The sequence below is a fragment of the Rhodoferax sp. EU05-FHT12H12 genome, from assembly GCF_058791215.1.
In genome coordinates this window covers 1-16,722 of the sequence record NZ_JBYTDI010000009.1, presented here as the reverse complement: position 1 = coordinate 16,722, position 16,722 = coordinate 1, and the positions used below count along the sequence as shown (strand labels likewise).

The following is a 16,722-nucleotide window of genomic DNA, read 5'->3' as shown; positions in this document are numbered from 1 at the left end:
CCAGAGGGTTACAGCGGAGTGGCCACGGTGATGGCCTTCCAGGGCCCTGCGGAGTGGCCTGCGGCAGACGCCCAGTACCAGGCCGAGGTATCGGTGTAGCCCTGCCCTTGCGCGTCTTCTATGCGTTCACACACGCGCACCGCGCGCCCTCCCCGCTCGGCCACAAAGCAGCGCCAGCGGGTTTTGTCGGCCTGCTCTTCCAGCTGCTCGTTGCGGATGCGGTAGCCCAGGCCGTGGTAGCAGTCGGTGGCGGGGTGCAGCATGCGTGTGGGCTGGGTTACTGTGCGCAGCACCAGCACCTGGCGGCCATCGGTCAGGCGCGCCAGCGTGCCGGGGAAGTGTTTGGCAAAGCGCAGCTCCACCTCGCTGAGCGCCAACGGGCGCAGGGGCGTGCCTTGCCATTCGGTGGGCAGCTCCACATGTGGCGTGTCGGGGTCGCGTATGGCCACGTGTCCTGTGAGTGCCTGGGCAATGCCCCACACTGCGCACAGCGGCAGCACAAGTGTCCACAGCGTCTTGTGCAACACGCGGTTCAAGAAGCGGTTTTCCAGAAAGCTCATGATGTCGCACACTCCGATGTGCCTGTGCGGCCCATGGCCCAGGCAATGCCGCCGCACACCGCGGCCAGCACCAGCAGGCCCACGGCGTCGTGGCCCCAATCGGGCAGCGGCGTGCCCGATGCCTGGGCGCCCACCAGCGCGGTGTTGCGCAGCACATTGCCCAGCAACACCAGCACACCCACCAGAGGCAGGCGCAGCAAAAATGTCTTGTTGCTTTGCTTGGTAGCCAGCGCCACCACGCAGGCCGTGAAGTAGCCCAGCCACGCCATCTGCACGCCCGAGCAGGGTGCGTCCACGATGATGAGCTGGCCATTCACCACCAGGCTGCTGCCCGTGCGCTCCACGGTGTGGGCGATGGACAGCAACCAGCGGCTGGCCTCGGCCGTGACCACGCGCAGCGGAAAGCCCGCATAAAACTGCAGCGAGGCCAGTAGCGGCAACGACAGCACGGACAGACCCAGCACCGGTGCAGTAGCCACGCGTGCAGGCAGAAAGGCGATGAGGCCCGCGGCCACCGACAACAAGCCGATGAGTGCCACTACCAGGTCCGGCAGCTGCTGGTGCAGCGCGGTGGTGAGCACGGCACCCGCTAGCGCCGTGACCTGAAAGCCCAAGCGCGGCGCAGCGCGCAGGTGCTTGTGGTGCTGCCACAGCAGGCCGCCCAGGGCCGCCAGGGCCAGCAGCCCCAGCGGGTCGTCCGAGCCATCCACCATGCGCTGTCCCATCCACCACCAGGTGGGCCACAGCGCCAGGGCCAGCAGGGCCAGCCAACGCCATTCGGGCGCGGTGTCCAGCGCGATGCCAAAGCGCACAAAGCGGGGTATGTGCAAAAGGCGGGGCAGTGCCATGGCCGAATCTCCTGCTTAACTTGTGTAGTGGTGGGCGCGCAGGGCTGCGCGGCGGCGGCGGTGCGCCAGCATGGCCAGCACCGACAACGTCACCAAGATTGCTCCCCAGGTGGCGGGCTCTGGCGTGCTGGGTACTTCGGCGCCCAGGGCCGAGTTCTCCACACCCTGCGGCAAGGGCGAAGGCTGGTTCACGCTGGGGCTATCTGCAGGTGCCTTGTTGCGCACCACCTGGTCCACCGCCAGAAAGCTGGTGTACTGGGTCAGCAGGCTGTATTTCAGGCCCAGGTCGGTAATGGCGTCTTTGGCGGCGCTGCCGCCTTCCAGGGCTTCCTGGTCGCTGAGTGCGGCAATGCGGTGGCGGGCCCACAGGTGGCGCAGGGCGGCGGTGTCGGTGCTGGCTGCGGTGATGGGCAGGCTGTTTTGCAGCGGGCCGTTGGCGGTATTGCCTTCCACCACCAGCTTGCCCTTGGCCTCACCCTTCCATTTGCCGAACACGATGAGCGGGCGCTGGGCCAACAGGTCGGGCAGCTGGCGGGGTTCCACGTCGTACACGTCCAGGCCTTCAAAACGCACCTTCACATTGGTGAGCACGGGGGAGTCGATCATTTTGCGGAAGCGGGCCGCTTGTTCGGCGGCCTCGGCGGGTTGGGTGATGATGAAGGGTTCGCCCATGCCCGCACGGGCCAGGCCTTCCATAAGGTGGCGGTTCACGCTGGAGCCGATGCCGAACGAAAACACGTTGGCACTGGAGAGGTTGTTGCGCACCAGCTCAAAGGCTTCGCGCTCCACGGTTACATAGCCGTCGGTCACCACCACCACGGTGCGTGACACATCGGCGTTCTTGGGCTGGGCATACACGCGCTTCAGCGCGGGGATCAACTCGGTGCTGCCACCGCCGCCTTCCTTGTCGATGGTGCGGATGGCTTGCTCAATATTGGCCTTGGTGGCGGGCACCGAGGTGGCATTCAAAAAGCTGTTGCTGCCCGAAAACAGCAGCACGTTGAAGGTGTCGCTGGGGCGCAGGCCACCAATCAGCTCGCGCAACACCACCTTGGCCGTGTCCAGCGGAAAGCCGTGCATGGAGCCCGAGATGTCCACCACAAAGATGTACTCGCGCGGCGTGATGGCCGTGGCGGCCGGGGCCTTGGGTGGCTCCACCATGGCGAGGAAGAAGTTCTCGTCCTGGCCCTTGTAGAGCATCACACCGGTTTCAATCTTGTCACCGGCCAGGCGGTAGTTCAGGATGAAGTCGCGGTTGTTGGTCGGCTCTGCGGTGGGCAACAAGCCCACCACCGTGGCGCCGCCCTGCTCCGTGTAGCTGCGGATGGTGTGCGAGCTGGAGCGCACTTCTTTCACGCCAATGGGCGTGTTCAGCGATACGTGGATATCAAACGCCGGAGCTGCAGCGCTGGTGGGCGTGTTCTGGCCTTGGGGCAAATAGGGCTGGGCCACCCAGGTAGCGTTGGCCTGCGAACTCTGCGGGCTGTTGTAGCGCGGGCCTACGACGGTTGGGAAGACGAACTGGTAGTTGCCATCGGTGGGCAGCAGCAGTTCGGTGTAGCGCAGCTCTACCTTCACATCGTCGCCGGGCATGATGTTGGCCACGTTCATCTGGAACACATTGGGCAGGTGCTGCTCCAGCAGCGCGGCGGTCTTGCCCTCTTGCTTGGCCGCGTCGTACTCAATCTTGGCCTGCTGCTTTTCGCGAATCTTGGCGGTGATCAGCCGGTCCGCCAGGCGCACGTTCATGCCGTGCACCGCGGCGCGTGTGGAGCCGGGGAACACGTACTTGGCTTCGATCGCGCGCTGGCCTTCGTTCTTGTAGGTTTGCACCACGGTCACGTCGGCAATCACGCCGCTGACCTTCACATTCACCTGGGTGGACTTGAGCGGCAACTGGTCCACGCCAGGGTTGTCGCTTTTGACGAAAAAATAGGGGCTCTCGGTTTTGAGACGGGGCGCCGCGTCACGGTCTTGCGCGTGGGCCGCTGGGCTGATGGCTAGCGCTACAAAGCAGGCGGCAGAGAGGGTGGTGGTGGCCAGCCAGAGCCAGCGCGACAGCGAGCCAGTGGTGTGCGCGGGGGGCTCAGTGGCGGCATCGGGGGCCGGGTGGGTAGCAACAAGTGCCATGGGGCTTCTCCATTCGGCGTGCGGTATTGCACGGTGGAGAGAGCATCCCGCCGGGGGGAGAAGTCAGTTTGAAGCCGCTAGGGGCTTGTGTGAAGTCTGTGTGAAAACGAGGTGAAGGAGTTCGATAAGCCATTTCACGGAAGGGTAATCGTCACTTTTTGAGCTTTTGTAGCATGGCTGCTGCCGATTCGGCTGGCTTGCAATTTAGTGCCGTCTCGTATTCGATGAGCAGCTGACGGAGTTCACGCTCACTGGACTCAGCGCCAAGTCGACTCGAATTCAATTCGGTGACCATAATTGCTCGATATACGTACGTGACTAGCTGGTTTTTCCACTCTGGAATGCGCGGTGTGCCGAGCATCCCAGCCATGTGATATCGCGGCGGCTGCCCCCCGTAGATTTCCATAATGTGAGGGTAGGCTCCGTGCACATATCCGGAGAAGGCTTTATGAACGACCCCTGCAGTGTTTTGAGCGTCGTGCGGATTAATCTGATCTTTCGTCAATTTCCCGAATGCTGCGTTTATTTTGCGTCGTGGAACTGTGTCGCGGTTTTGGGCCGAGCCAAGTAGATTGTCCGGATTCTCGAACTCTTCTTTGAAAAAATCCTCGAGCATCTTGAGTTGATCTTTGCTCGGACCAGATTCTTGAGTTGGTTCCGTAAAGAACAAAATTTCGTAGAAAAAGTCATCGGCCATTCGACAAAGCGCACCGATCTCCTGTGCGTAACCTGAGCGCAACAATACCAAGGCGGCATTTAGCGTGCTGATGAGCTTTACACCTTTGAGGTAGCAGAGGAGCGCATCCGATTTTTCTGAGTGCCGAAAGTAAACGTTATTGCCGATCCGAGTACGCGTAGGTGGAGGTAAGAATGAAGACAGAGCGTCATAGTGCACCTGTAGCGTGCGCAAGGTCTCGGATAGGTACTCAACTGTTTCCATAAAACCACCACTAAATATCTTGATGAAAACTATTGCCCATTAGACCAAGCGCTTGAGACACTGTTTGCGTTGCAACCAACTACATGCACCGGAAATGGAATGATCAATCCGCGCGCCTCCGAAGCCAAAGCGCGGCAGCCGCGCCCGTGCCCTCAGACTCAGGCCGGTTACCCAATTCGATGCGCCCCCGGTGCAACGAAGCAATCTCTTTCACAAAGCTCAACCCCAGCCCCGTACTTTTCTTCTTGGTGTGCGGCCGGGCCAGTGAGTAGAACTTCTCGAACACCTTGTCCTGCGCGTAGCCGGGGATGCCAGGGCCCTGGTCGCGCACGGTGATCTGGGCCCAGCGGCCTTGCACTTGCAGGCCCAGTTCGATGTGGCCGCCTTCGGGCGAAAAGTCCAGCGCGTTGTCCAGCAGGTTGCTGACCGCGCGGCGCAGCAGGAAGGGGTCTGCCTCTACCGTCACGTCTTCGCTGGCGGCCACAGTGATGCGGCAACCGCGTTGCGTAGCTACGCCGTGGGATGCGTGGGCCAGTTCGTCCAGCAGCGGCAGCAGGGCCACGGGCTGGGCGTTGTCGAGCACGCGGCGAGTTTCCAGCGCGGTGAGTTCCATCATGCGGTCCACCATTTCCTGGATGCGTTGGGTCTCGCGCTGGATGTTGGTGAGGAAGCGTTGGCGCTGGGCTTCTTCCATGGGTTCTTGCAGCAGCTCGGCCGCGCCGCGGATGGCGGACAGCGGGCTCTTCACTTCATGCGTGAGCGTCTGCACATAGTCGGCCACGTAGTTGCGCCCGGCCAGCGCGTCGCGCATTTCGTCGTAGGCGGCGTGCATCAGGTCCCAGGCACGGCGCAGCAGGCGGCCGGGGTGGAAGCCTTGTTGGGCCTTGATGTAGCGCGCATAGTCGGCAATCAGGCCAAACGGCCGCACCAGCCACATGGACACCATGACGGCCAGCACTAGCACGGCCAGCACCGAGATGAGCCCCGCATACAGCGTGCGGCTGCGTGCTGCGGCCACAAACTGGCCAAAGGTTTGTACCGGCTTGCCCACGGTGACGGCGCCAATGATTTCTCCGCTGCCCGCGCCCTGCGCATTGTTGGTCCAGCGCACGGGGGCGGCCATGTACATGACGGCGGAGTTGGGGTCACCCGGAATGTCCAGTGTGGTGCGGGCGCCGTATTCGCCCTTGAGCGTGAGCTGCACATCGCGCCACTGCGAGAAGTCTTTGCCTTGCGACTGGCCCGTGGAGTCGTAGACCACGGTGCCGTTGCGGTCGGTGACGTAGGCGCGCAGCTCCACCTTGGTTTTGGTAACGGTAAAGATTTGGGCGCTGAACTCGCGCGCGTAGGCGGCTTTGAACAGGCTGTCCATCCGCGCGGTGTCGATGGCGCCGTCGCGCACATCCTGTTCAATCAGGGTGGCCAGCAGCTGGGAGGTTTCCACGAGCGACTCTTCGGCCGATTCGCGGTAGCGTGGGTCCAGGTCGCTGACCACGCGGTAGAGCACGGCGGCCATGCCGATCGCGTAGATCAGCAGCAGCCCGAAGAAGATGCGGCTTCTTTTGCTCACATCAACTCGTCAGCGTGGCCGGCAGTTCTTCGCTCAGCGCGTAGCCGCTGCCGCGCAGGGTGCGGATGGGGTCGTGGCCGGGGGCGACGAGCTTGAGTTTGGCGCGCAGGGTCTTGATGTGGGCGTCTACCGTGCGGTCGAAGCTGTCGTTGTCGCCGCCCCAGACTTGCAGCAGCAGCTCGTCGCGCGTGAACACGCGGCCGGGCTTTTGCACCAGCAGGCGCAGCACGCCGTATTCGTAGCGCGACAGCTCCAGCAGCTTGCCATAGAAGCGGATTTGGTGGCGCTCTTCGTCCAGAGCCCAGATGGGGGGGGCACTCGTCGGCATTGCTGGCGCGGGCGTCGCAATCGGCCGCGCACTGCGGCGCAGGATGGTACGCACGCGGGCCACCAGCTCGCGCGGAGAAAAGGGCTTGGCGATGTAGTCGTCGGCGCCCAACTCCAGGCCGACCACGCGGTCGATCTCGTCGCTGCGTGCCGTCAAAAACAGCATGGGCACCTGGTTGCCGCCGGGCAGGGCCTGCAGGCGGCGGAACAGCTCGAAGCCGTTCAGGTCCGGCAGGCCCACGTCCAGCACGGCCAGCGCGGGCAGCTCGGCGCTGAACTGGCGGATAGCGTCCTCCGCCGTACTGGCCCACACGGGCGCAAAGCCGTCGGTGGACAGCACGTACTGCAGGGTGTCGGCAATGCCGGACTCGTCTTCAACAAGGAGGATGCGCGGTTTCAGGGCCATGGGGCGCATTGTGGCGCAAAAATGGCCTCTAGCCCCCGTGGACTATGCGCAAGCAGCTATCAATTACGTAGCGCCGTGTGTGGCGCCCGCCAGGTCGTCCAGGATGGGGCAGTCGGGCCGTTCGTCGCCATGGCAGCAGTTCACCAGGCCGCTCAGCGTGCGTTGCATGCTCTGCATGGCCTCGATGCGCTGGGTCAGCTCCGCCATGTGTTTTTGCGCAATGGTCTTCACGCTGCTGCTGGTGCGCAAGCGGTTTTGCCACAGACCCACCAACTCGGCAATCTCGGCCATCGAAAAGCCCAGGTCGCGGCAGCGCTTGATGAAGCGCAGCGTGTGCACATCGGCCGGGCTGTAGAGGCGGTAGCCGCTGTCGGTGCGGGTCACTGTGCCCAGCAGGCCCAGCGATTCGTAGTGCCGCAGCATCTTGGCGGAGACGCCGCTTTGGCGCGCCGCCTCGCCAATGTTGACCGGCTGGGTGGCGGCCCCCACGCTTGCCACTTCGGGTGCTGCGCTGCCCCCTGAGGGGGCGCGTTTGGCAAAACCCCGGGCCTGCACCTTGGGGCGGCCCGGCGGTGAAACCTTCCGCTCAAGCTGCAACGGCATAGCCTTCTTCGGCAATCGCCTTGGCCAGGGTTTCGCGGGCCTGGGTGGATTCGACTTCCACCTTGTTTTGGCTGCGGTCAATCTTGACTTGGGCTTGCGGGTCGGCGTCCTGGATGGCGCGGGTGACGGCTTTTTCGCAGTGGCCACAGGTCATGCCGGTGACGGTGAAGGTTTGGGTCATGAGGAGCTCCTTGGTGAATACATGGGGGAATTGTGAACCTTGCTACGGTGGGAAGGTCAAGTCTGTGTGCTAACTGCTTGACATTGCCATGGTGGGAAGGCGTACGCTCCACACCATGACTACTGAAACCACCTCCTCAACGATCGATATCGGCATTGGCGGCATGACCTGCGCATCGTGTGTGATGCGCGTGGAAAAGGCGCTGAAGAAAGTGCCGGGCGTGGACAGCGCCACGGTGAACCTGGCCACCGAATCCGCGCGTATCGAAGTGCATGACGCGGGTATGGAAGCCCGCCTGCGCCGTGCGGTGCGCGATGCGGGTTACGAGCCGCTAGCACCCAGCGCTGCCATTGACGCGGTGGATGCCTCGCCCTGGGCCGGCTTTGCGCCAGTGGCCATAGGCTTGGCGCTGTGTGCGCCGCTGGTGCTGCCCATGGTGGGCGACTTGTTTGGCCAAGACTGGATGCTGCCCGCGCTGTGGCAGTTTTTGCTGGCTACACCCGTGCAGTTCATTCTGGGCGCACGGTTTTACAAGGCGGGCTGGCACGCGCTCTTAGCGCGTACCGGCAATATGGATTTGCTGGTGGCGCTGGGCACCTCGGCGGGCTGGGCGCTGTCCATGTGGCTGTGGCTCACCGCGCCGGACCATACGGCGCATGGCATGCCGGCCATGGCGCCGCACCTCTACTTTGAAAGCAGCGCCGTGGTGGTGACGCTGGTGCTGCTGGGCAAATGGCTGGAGGCGCGCACCAAGCGCCAGACCACGGCGGCCATCCGCGCGCTGCACAGCCTGCGGCCTGACACGGCGCACCTGCTGGGGCGTGAGGGTGAAGTCGATGTCCCCGTGGCGGAGGTGCTGGTGGACGACAAGATTGTGGTGAAGCCCGGCGAACGCTTTCCCGTGGATGGCACGCTGCTCGAAGGCCGCACGCAGGTGGACGAGTCCATGCTGACCGGCGAGCCGCTGCCGGTGACCAAGGAGGTGGGTGCCAAGCTCACCGGCGGCAGCATCAACGGCGAAGGCCGCGTGGTGCTGCAGGTGCGCGCGGTGGGCGTGGACACGGTGCTGTCCCACATCATCCGCCTGGTGGAAGACGCGCAGGCGGCCAAGGCGCCGATCCAGCGGCTGGTGGACCAGGTGAGTGCGGTGTTTGTGCCCGTGGTGCTGGTGATTGCGTTGGTGACCTTGCTGGCCTGGTGGCTGACCGGCCACAGCTTTGAAGTGGCGCTGATCCACGCCGTGGCCGTGCTGGTGATTGCCTGCCCCTGCGCGCTGGGCCTGGCCACGCCGGCCGCCATCATGGCCGGTACGGGTGTGGCGGCCAAACACGGCATCCTGATCAAGGACGCGCAGGCGCTGGAGCTGGCGCACACCGTGGATGTGGTGGCGTTTGACAAGACCGGCACACTGACCGTGGGCCAGCCGCGCCTGACCGCACTGGTGCCTGTGGGCTTTGCGGAAGACGAAGCCCTGCGCCTGGCCGCCAGCCTGCAAAGCGGCAGCGAACACCCGCTGGCCCATGCGGTGGTGGCTGCGGCCAAGGCCAAGACGATGGATGTGCAAGCCCCCACCGATGTGCAGGCCGTGCCCGGCCGTGGCACCCAGGGTGTGGTGGCCGGGCGCACGCTGCTGCTGGGCAGCCTGCGCTGGATGGCCGAGCTGGGGGTGAATCTGGCCACCGTGACAGCGCGGGCAGAACAACTGCAGGCCGAAGGCGCCACCGTGTCCGCCATGGCCGAGCGCACGGACAGCGGTGTGGCACTGCTCGCCCTGCTGGCCTTTGCCGATGAACCCAAGCCCGGCGCCAAGGAAGCACTGGCGACCTTGCGCGCCCGGGGCATCCAGACCGTGATGATCTCCGGTGACAACCGCGGCGCGGCTGAAGCGATGGCGAAACGCCTGGGGCTGGATGCGAAGGACGTGTTGGCCGAAGTGTTGCCCGGCGACAAGGCTGCGAAAGTGGCAGAACTCAAAGCCGGTGGCAAAGTGGTCGCCATGGTGGGCGATGGTGTCAACGACGCACCGGCTTTGGCCGCTGCTGACGTGGGCATGGCCATGGCCAACCCCAACGGCGGGGGCACCGACGTGGCCATGCACGCGGCCGGCATCACGCTGATGCGGGGCGATCCGCTCTTGGTGGCCGCTGCGCTGGACATCAGCCGCCGCACGGTCTCCAAGATCCGGCAGAACCTGTTCTGGGCCTTTGCCTACAACGCGGCGGGCATTCCGCTGGCCGCGCTGGGCTATCTGAGCCCCGTGGTGGCGGGTGCGGCCATGGCGCTGAGCTCGGTGAGCGTGATGACCAACGCGCTTTTGCTCAAGCGCTGGAAGCCGGATTAATGGTCGAATTGGCCTCTAGGCCCCATGGAATATGCGCAAGCAGCTCCTAAAATAGGAGCAAATGAAAGACTGCCCATGAACCAGCTCCTGTTCACCACCGGCCTCTACGTGCTCACCGCGGTGGCCGAGATCGTGGGTTGCTACCTGCCCTGGCTGTGGCTCAACCAGCGTGCCCCCGTGTGGGTGCTGCTGCCTGCGGCACTGTCACTGGCGCTGTTTGTCTGGTTGCTCACGCTGCACCCGGCGGCCAGCGGGCGGGTGTATGCCGCGTATGGCGGGGTCTATGTGGTGACGGCGCTGGCCTGGCTGTGGCTGGTGGATGGCGTGCGCCCGCAGCTGTGGGACTGGGTGGGGGCTGGCCTGGCGCTGGCCGGCATGGCGGTCATGGTGCTGGCACCGCGCACCCCGGCCTAGCGCGCTCGGAGCCTGCTTACTTGGTGCAGGCCAGGATGTGGTTCTTGCCGTTGGACATGCACTGGTAGAACGCGCGTTCCTTGCCGGTCGAGAACTGGCAGTGGGCCAAGGTGGTCTCGGCCTTGGCCTTGCGCACCTTGGCCGCTTGCGCGTCGTAGTCGGCCTGGCTGAGGTAGCCGTCTTTCACGTTCTTGGCGCCCACCTCCAGCATGGTGTCGGACTGGTCGTTGGCGTTCTTGATGGCGCTCATGCAGTCCAGCGGCACCTCTTTGCTGTCTTGCTTTTTCAGCGCCTTTTCCATGCCTTTGGCGAAGTCCTGCACGTCCTTGGGAATCTTCTTGGTGCCGTCGGCGTTGTACTCGGTGGCGCTACTGGCCTTGCCGTTGTTGTTGCCACCAAAGCCGCTGTTGCTGTGCAGCTTGAGCGCTTCGCTGCCCTTGTCGGCGGCGGGCGGTTGCGAGCCATAGTGCGTTTTGCCTTCGGCATCTACCCATTTGTAGACACCCTGGGCGTGGCCCGGGGTACTGAGCAGCGCCAGGCAGGCACACAGGGCGATGGGCAAGGCAGAAAAATGCATGGCAGTGATGGGCAAGACGGTGGACGTGGAGCGGGAAATTCTAGGGCAGTGCGCCAGACCTTCTGGTGGGCAAGGCGCAGGGGCACGGGCGTTTGGCCTGGGTCAATAAAAAGCAGCAGTCTCCGTGCAAATCGCTTTTACGGTGCATTTTCTGTCTTGGGCATGCGTAACAAGCTGTAAGCTCTTTGCGGCTTGTACTCACTCCCAGTCTCTGAAAGAATGTCCTGCAGCCCCGGTTGCGCGGCCCCGATAAGGAAAAACCCATGAACACAATGTCCTTGATGCGCCTTTTTACGATCCGCTTGCGCATGCTGGGCGCCATTGCCATGGTGTTGGCCCTGCTGGGTATCGTGGGCGGCGGCGGCCTGTGGGGCATGGCCCAAATCCAGGCGCAGAGCGATGCCTTCCTGGAAAACTCCTTTGCCGAAGTGCAGCACCTCACCCAGTTGCGTTCGGCCTTGGGCGCGGTGCGCCTGGCCGAAAAGGACATGATCATCGAGTATGAGCGCACCGCTGAGGTGGAAAAAGCCTATGCCCGCTGGAAAGCGGCCCTCGACCAAACCAACAAGGTGGCGGCCGAGTTTCTGATAGGCGAGGACGACCCCGACAACGTGATCATCCGCGCCATGGGGGGCAACCTCAAAACCTATGCCCAGCTGTTTGAGCCCGTGGCCAATCAACTCAAGAGCAGCGGCTACGAATCGGCCACCACGGCCAACCGCATGAGCCAGAAGGCACTGGTCGAGGTGGACAAAGTGGAGCAGCAGCTCAAGGAGCTGGATGTGGCGCTCAGAACCGAGGCCGAGGGCGCCATTGCCGAACAAAAAGCGGTTGGCAATGTCATCCAATGGGTGTTCATTGCCGCACTGGTGGTGGCAACGCTGGTGGTGGTTCCGCTCACGATTCTGAACATGAACTCGATTTGCAAGCCGCTGGAGCAGGCGCGCCAGCTGGCCCAGGCGATTGCGGGGGGGGACCTGTCCCAGCGCGTGGAAGTGGACGGCAAAGACGAAGTGGCCGACCTGCAACGCACCCAAAAAGCCATGCAGGAGGGCCTGAGTGCCCTGGTCTCGCAGGTGCGCAACGCCAGCGAAAGTGTGGCCCTGGCCAGCCAGGAAATTGCCTCCGGCAACCAGGATCTGTCGATGCGCACCGAAAAATCGGCCAGCAGCGTACAAGACACGGTCACCTCCCTGTCCGACCTCACCACCAATGTGCAGCAGACCGCCCAGTCGGCACAAGTCGCGCGCGAGTTGTCCGGCTCTGCCTCCACACTGGCGGTGCGTGGCGGCCAGGTGGTGACCCAGGCGGTGGGCAGCATGCACGAGATTGCCGCCTCCAGCAGCAAGATCAGCGACATCATTGGCCTGATCGACTCCATCGCTTTCCAGACCAACATCCTCGCGCTGAACGCGGCGGTGGAGGCCGCGCGGGCCGGTGAGCAGGGCCGCGGCTTTGCGGTGGTGGCCTCCGAGGTGCGCAGCCTGGCCAAGCGTTCGGCCGACGCGGCACAAGAAATCAAGGTGCTGGTGGGCAGCAGTGTGAGCGCCGTGAATGGTGGCGTGAAGCTGGTGGAGGAAGCGGGCGCCGCCATGCAAGAGATGGTGGTGGGCGTGCAGCGTGTGGGCGACATCATTGGTGAAATCACCTCCGCCTCGGCCGAGCAGTCCAGCGGCATTGCCCAGGTCAATGCCTCGGTCGGCCAGATCGACCAAGCCACCCAGCAAAACGCCGCACTGGTGGAGCAGTCCGCCGCCGCGGCCGAGTCGCTGCGCGAACAGGCCGAGCGCCTGGCCCAGGTGGTGCGCCAGTTCCGCCTGCAAGACGGCGCACTGGCCTGATTTCCCCCCCGTTGGCAGCCCACAGCGGCCCCGGCATGCGGCAAACCTGGGCCCTGGCCCTGGCTTTGTCCCTGGGGGCCGCCGTCTCCTTGGGCATCACCCGCTTTGCCTACGGTCTGCTTCTGCCCGCCATGCGCACCGACCTGGGGTGGACCTACACGCTGGCCGGCGCCATGAACACGGCCAACGCCCTGGGTTACTTCTTGGGGGCGCTGGCGACACCCATGCTCATGCGCCGTGTCGGGCCTTCGGCCCTGCTGTGGGGGGGCGCTGTGCTGGCCAGCGCGTTCATGGGCCTCAGCGGCTTCTTTACCGATGCGCAGCCTTTGCTGCTGCAGCGCTTGCTGGCCGGTGTGGCCAGTGCGCTGGTGTTTATCGCTGGCGGCCTGTTGGCGGCCCGCCTTGGTGCGCGGCATCCGCAGCACAGTGGCTTGCTGCTGGGGATTTATTACGGGGGCACGGGGCTGGGCATTGTGTTGTCGGCGCTGCTGGTGCCGTGGTTGCTGGATGCCACACAGGCCCAGATCCATGGCTGGCGCTGGGCCTGGTGGGTGTTAGCGCTTGCTTGCTTGTTGGCCAGCATGGCGCTGGTGTGGCCCGCCCGGGTGATGGCGCGCTGGGATGCTCCGGCCGCAACGGTGGGCACCGCCATGCAGGATTTTCGCTGGCGGCAGTTCGCGTTTGGCCTGGCGGGCTACACCCTGTTTGGCGTGGGCTATATCGGCTACATGACCTTTGTCGTGGCCCTGCTGCGTGCGCAGGGCAGCAGTGCGCTGGCCGTCACGGTGTTTTATGCCCTGCTGGGGCTGGCTGTGGTGGCGTCCAGCCGCATCTGGGCGGGGCTGCTGGACCGGCACAAGGGTGGCCGTGCGCTGGCCACCTTGAATGTGCTGCTGGGTGTGGCCACGGTGCTGCCCGCCCTGACCCAGTGGTGGCCCGTGGTGCTGGTGTCGGGGCTGTTGTTTGGCGGGGTGTTTTTGTCGGTGGTGGCGTCTACCACCGCGCTGGTGCGCCACAACCTGCCGCCCGCCGCCTGGGCGGCTGGTATCAGCGCGTTCACCACCGTGTTTGCCGCGGGGCAGATCGTGGGGCCTACCGTGGTCGGCTGGATTGCCGATGGCCCTGGCGGCCTGGCGCGCGGCTTGGTGTTTTCTGCCGTGGCGCTGTGGCTGGGGGCTGCGCTGGCCATCCGGCAAAAGGCGCTGGTTTAAGCTGCGGCCCCGGCCCGGCCTTCCACAAACGCCACCATCACGCGCGCAAAGTCGGTGCCTTCGTGGCCCTGGGCCAGGCTCTCAATGCTGGCCGTGTAGTGCTCGTCGCCCAGCAGCGCGCGGCGCTTGTTCAGCAGGTGGGCGCTGTAATCCTCTACAAACTCCGGGTGCGGCTGGATGCACAGCACTTCCTGGCCTTTGGCATAGGCGGCTATCGGGCAGCGTTCGCTGCTGGCCAGCAGTGTGGTGCCGGCGGGCAGTTCCAGCACCTGGTCCTGGTGACTCGCCAGCAGGGCAAAGCTGTCGCGCTCGCCCTCGGGCAGCAGGTCTTGGGCGTGCCAGGCGTAGGTGTTACGCCCGGTGACCCAGCCCTGGGGGGCCCTGCCCACCTTGGCGCCCATGCACAGGGCAATGAGCTGGTGGCCAAAACACACGCCCAGCAGCTTGGTGTCGGTGTCCAGCAGTTCGGTCACGCGGCGGCGCAGTTCCACCACCCAGGGTTCGTCGGAGAAAGAGTCGGCCTTGCTACCGGTGAGCAGCACTGCGTCGTAGTCGGCAAAGGAGTTGGGGTACTCGCCCAGCGGCGTGCTGAAGCGTTCCATGGTCCACGTGGTGGCGCCAGCGTCGCGCAGCACGCGCTCCATCATGGCGGCGTAGTTGCCATAGGTGGGTACCAGCGCCGGGTCGATCGTGTCGTTGTCCAGAATGCAGAGTTTCATGGCCAGATTTTCGCAGTTTTGCCCTGAAAACCACAGCCAGCAGGGTCTTTGACGGCCAAATAGGGTCCAATTTGGGCTGCCGTGCTACATTAGGCAGTCGCTCGACAGGCGATTGGCCGTGTTCTGGTAGGCATACCGCAACACACCCGCCCCCGGCAGTGGGGTTGCCAATCCAGCCCGGATGTCAGCGACCTGCACCCGCCCTCTCACGGCACCGCAGCTTTTCTCTTTTGAGCACTTCGCCTCTGCCGTGGCCGGTGCGCTTGTACTTTTTAATGATTCAGAACCACAATAAGATCGCTTCTTTGCATCCCGTTACCATCGGCAAATACCGCATTGCCGCTTGCTCCAAGCCGCTCCTTAGCGGTCGTTTTGGCGCACAAGTATCCATTGCCAGCGGACGCGGCAGCGCGTCAACCGACCGTGTCATGAGTTTTCATGACGATTTTTCCACGCCAGACGCAGCGGCCCGTTATGCCATTGCGCAAGGCATCCACTGGGTGCAAAGTGCCACCCACACCCAGTAAGCTACTGCACAAAGGAAACCACCATGGCCAAAGAAGACCTGATTGAGATGATGGGCGTTGTCAACGAAGTGTTGCCCGACACCCGTTTCCGCGTGACCCTGGACAATGGTCACCAGTTGATCGCCTACTCCGCTGGCAAGATGCGCAAGAACCACATCCGCATCTTGGCGGGTGACCGCGTGTCGTTGGAGCTGTCGCCCTATGACCTGAGCAAGGGCCGCATCAACTTCCGCCACATCGAGGGCCGCGGCCCCATGACGCCACGCCGTTAAGACGGCGCTGCCGGGGCCTTGCGCCCCGGTGTTGTTGGCTCATTTTCATTGACCGGCTGCCAGCCGGTCCAGCCGGGGCTTGATGACAAAGCCCATGAACAGGCTCACGCACAAGCCCACCGGCAGGGACTTGAGGAAGGCGGCGCCCCAGGCGCTGACAAAGCCTGCAGCCAGGCCTCGGTTGCTCAGCGTCACGGCGCTGGCCAGCAACAATTCCATCATGCAGGCGGTGCAAGCCGCCAAAATCAGTTTACGCACCAAGACACTGTGCCCGGCAAACACTTGCTGCACCTTGCGGTCCAACACCGCCATGAAGGCAAAGGCCACCAGCATCACGGGCAGTGCCGACAAAAATCCCCGCATCCACCGCGCTGTGAAATCGGCGCCAAAACCGATATTGATCCAGGTGATCACGCCGCTGAGCAGCAGCCCGATGGTGGGCAGGATGAGCAGCGGCGGGACGATGGCGCGCAGGCGCAAAGGGCGGGCGGAAGATGGGGTGGCAGTGGGCATATTGGTGTGAATTGCTATTTGGTTGATAATGTCAACCAATGTACTTCATAAGGTTGACATAGTCAACCAAATCCCATGTCCCAACCCAACCCTGAAGAAGACGCGATTCAGGCCATGCTGCGTATGTTTGAGGCCCTCAAAGGCCAGATGACGCAGTCTTTGGCGCAGACAGGCATCGCGTTGTCTCCCTTGCACCTGCATATCCTGAGCCACTGCAAGGCCCATCCGGGCGGGAATCAGCAGGCCCTGGTGCAGGCCAGCACGCGCGACAAAGGGCAGATTGCCCGCATCACCAAGGAACTGGAAGCGCAGGCCCTGCTCCGCAGAAGCCCGGACCCGCAAGATGGACGTAGCCAGATTCTGGAGGTGACGCCTGTGGGGCTGGAGGCGTGCGCGGTGTTTGAGGCCCAACACACGGCATTGGTGCAGCGCATGTTTGCGTCGGTGGCGCCTGAGCAGCTTGCAGTATTCACCGCGGTGGCACGTAGGGCGACGGCACAAGCGCTATCAAAATAGTAGCTGCTTGCGCACTATCCATAAGGGCTAGAGGCCCATTTGATCAAAAATTAGCGGTGCATGCCCAGGCGCAGCGCTCCCTGCTGGGCTAACAGGGCGGGCGGTGTGGCCACCCAGGCGGGGTCGCCTGCCGTGCCACCGTGGGTCGCGCCCAGCTTGAACACCGCCACCACCTGCACCAGGTCGCTGGCCTGGCTCTTCAGGCTGCTGGCGGCCGCTGCCATCT

General features: G+C 63.9%; 18 protein-coding genes. 7 read left to right on the top strand and 11 right to left on the bottom strand.

Features of this window, described 5'->3' with window-relative positions:
* Positions 1-8: 8 nt before the first annotated feature.
* From AC3WS7_RS17780 to AC3WS7_RS17745, 8 genes are all read right to left on the bottom strand, one after another.
* On the bottom strand, positions 9-560 hold the full coding sequence (locus AC3WS7_RS17780) for a hypothetical protein (protein ID WP_492657283.1): 552 nt from the start codon (positions 558-560) through the stop codon (positions 9-11).
* Entirely contained in the window at positions 557-1,408 is an 852-nt protein-coding gene (gene xrtQ, locus AC3WS7_RS17775) for an exosortase Q (protein ID WP_492657282.1), read from the bottom strand. The genes AC3WS7_RS17780 and xrtQ overlap by 4 nt, the downstream gene beginning before the upstream one ends.
* A gap of 15 nt (positions 1,409-1,423) precedes the next feature.
* The gene (locus AC3WS7_RS17770; RefSeq protein ID WP_492657281.1) at positions 1,424-3,538 is read right to left on the bottom strand and encodes a VIT and vWA domain-containing protein; all 2,115 of its coding nucleotides are present in this window, start codon (positions 3,536-3,538) and stop codon (positions 1,424-1,426) included.
* A gap of 151 nt (positions 3,539-3,689) precedes the next feature.
* On the bottom strand, positions 3,690-4,478 hold the full coding sequence (locus AC3WS7_RS17765) for a hypothetical protein (protein ID WP_296464663.1): 789 nt from the start codon (positions 4,476-4,478) through the stop codon (positions 3,690-3,692).
* Between the two features lie 103 nt (positions 4,479-4,581).
* Positions 4,582-6,048, bottom strand: a complete 1,467-nt coding sequence (gene creC, locus AC3WS7_RS17760) for a two-component system sensor histidine kinase CreC (RefSeq protein WP_492657280.1) — start codon at positions 6,046-6,048, stop codon at positions 4,582-4,584.
* 1 nt (position 6,049) lies between these two features.
* Positions 6,050-6,781, bottom strand: coding sequence for a two-component system response regulator CreB (creB, locus tag AC3WS7_RS17755; RefSeq protein WP_492657279.1), 732 nt, complete (start codon positions 6,779-6,781; stop codon positions 6,050-6,052).
* Positions 6,782-6,844: 63 nt separating this feature from the next.
* Complete coding sequence (gene cueR / locus AC3WS7_RS17750; protein ID WP_492657316.1) at positions 6,845-7,279, bottom strand: Cu(I)-responsive transcriptional regulator; 435 nt, start codon at positions 7,277-7,279, stop codon at positions 6,845-6,847.
* Between the two features lie 88 nt (positions 7,280-7,367).
* Complete coding sequence (locus AC3WS7_RS17745) at positions 7,368-7,565, bottom strand: heavy-metal-associated domain-containing protein (protein WP_296464678.1); 198 nt, start codon at positions 7,563-7,565, stop codon at positions 7,368-7,370.
* A 115-nt stretch (positions 7,566-7,680) separates the two neighbouring features.
* Here AC3WS7_RS17745 and AC3WS7_RS17740 point away from each other — a divergent pair, with 115 nt between their 5' ends.
* A complete protein-coding gene (locus AC3WS7_RS17740) occupies positions 7,681-9,906 on the top strand; it encodes a heavy metal translocating P-type ATPase (protein WP_492657278.1) in 2,226 nt (741 codons plus the stop codon).
* Between the two features lie 75 nt (positions 9,907-9,981).
* Positions 9,982-10,320 (top strand): YnfA family protein, encoded by a 339-nt coding sequence (locus AC3WS7_RS17735; RefSeq protein WP_492657277.1) that lies wholly within the window; start codon positions 9,982-9,984, stop codon positions 10,318-10,320.
* Positions 10,321-10,336: 16 nt separating this feature from the next.
* On the opposite strand, the gene AC3WS7_RS17730 is transcribed toward AC3WS7_RS17735, so the two are convergent.
* Positions 10,337-10,897, bottom strand: coding sequence for a DUF4124 domain-containing protein (locus AC3WS7_RS17730; protein ID WP_492657276.1), 561 nt, complete (start codon positions 10,895-10,897; stop codon positions 10,337-10,339).
* Positions 10,898-11,160: 263 nt separating this feature from the next.
* Between AC3WS7_RS17730 and AC3WS7_RS17725 the strand changes: the two genes are divergently transcribed.
* Together AC3WS7_RS17725 and AC3WS7_RS17720 are read left to right on the top strand one after the other, a co-directional pair.
* On the top strand, positions 11,161-12,738 hold the full coding sequence (locus AC3WS7_RS17725) for a methyl-accepting chemotaxis protein (RefSeq protein WP_296464693.1): 1,578 nt from the start codon (positions 11,161-11,163) through the stop codon (positions 12,736-12,738).
* Between the two features lie 35 nt (positions 12,739-12,773).
* Complete coding sequence (locus tag AC3WS7_RS17720) at positions 12,774-13,949, top strand: YbfB/YjiJ family MFS transporter (RefSeq protein ID WP_492657315.1); 1,176 nt, start codon at positions 12,774-12,776, stop codon at positions 13,947-13,949.
* Here the strand turns inward: AC3WS7_RS17720 and AC3WS7_RS17715 are convergent.
* Positions 13,946-14,668 carry a glutamine amidotransferase-related protein gene (locus AC3WS7_RS17715; protein ID WP_296464700.1) on the bottom strand — a complete coding sequence of 241 codons (723 nt, stop codon included), beginning with the start codon at positions 14,666-14,668 and terminating at the stop codon, positions 13,946-13,948. The genes AC3WS7_RS17720 and AC3WS7_RS17715 overlap by 4 nt on opposite strands.
* 305 nt (positions 14,669-14,973) lie before the next feature.
* On the opposite strand from AC3WS7_RS17715, the gene AC3WS7_RS17710 reads away from it, so the two are divergent.
* Both AC3WS7_RS17710 and infA read left to right on the top strand, forming a co-directional pair.
* On the top strand, positions 14,974-15,195 hold the full coding sequence (locus AC3WS7_RS17710) for a hypothetical protein (RefSeq protein ID WP_296464703.1): 222 nt from the start codon (positions 14,974-14,976) through the stop codon (positions 15,193-15,195).
* A 23-nt stretch (positions 15,196-15,218) separates the two neighbouring features.
* Positions 15,219-15,467 carry a translation initiation factor IF-1 gene (gene infA / locus AC3WS7_RS17705; protein WP_087495722.1) on the top strand — a complete coding sequence of 83 codons (249 nt, stop codon included), beginning with the start codon at positions 15,219-15,221 and terminating at the stop codon, positions 15,465-15,467.
* Positions 15,468-15,512: 45 nt separating this feature from the next.
* On the opposite strand, the gene AC3WS7_RS17700 is transcribed toward infA, so the two are convergent.
* Positions 15,513-15,980, bottom strand: a complete 468-nt coding sequence (locus AC3WS7_RS17700; RefSeq protein WP_492657275.1) for a DUF2798 domain-containing protein — start codon at positions 15,978-15,980, stop codon at positions 15,513-15,515.
* A gap of 75 nt (positions 15,981-16,055) precedes the next feature.
* On the opposite strand from AC3WS7_RS17700, the gene AC3WS7_RS17695 reads away from it, so the two are divergent.
* Positions 16,056-16,496 (top strand): MarR family winged helix-turn-helix transcriptional regulator, encoded by a 441-nt coding sequence (locus AC3WS7_RS17695; protein ID WP_296464717.1) that lies wholly within the window; start codon positions 16,056-16,058, stop codon positions 16,494-16,496.
* Positions 16,497-16,722 lie beyond the last annotated feature (226 nt).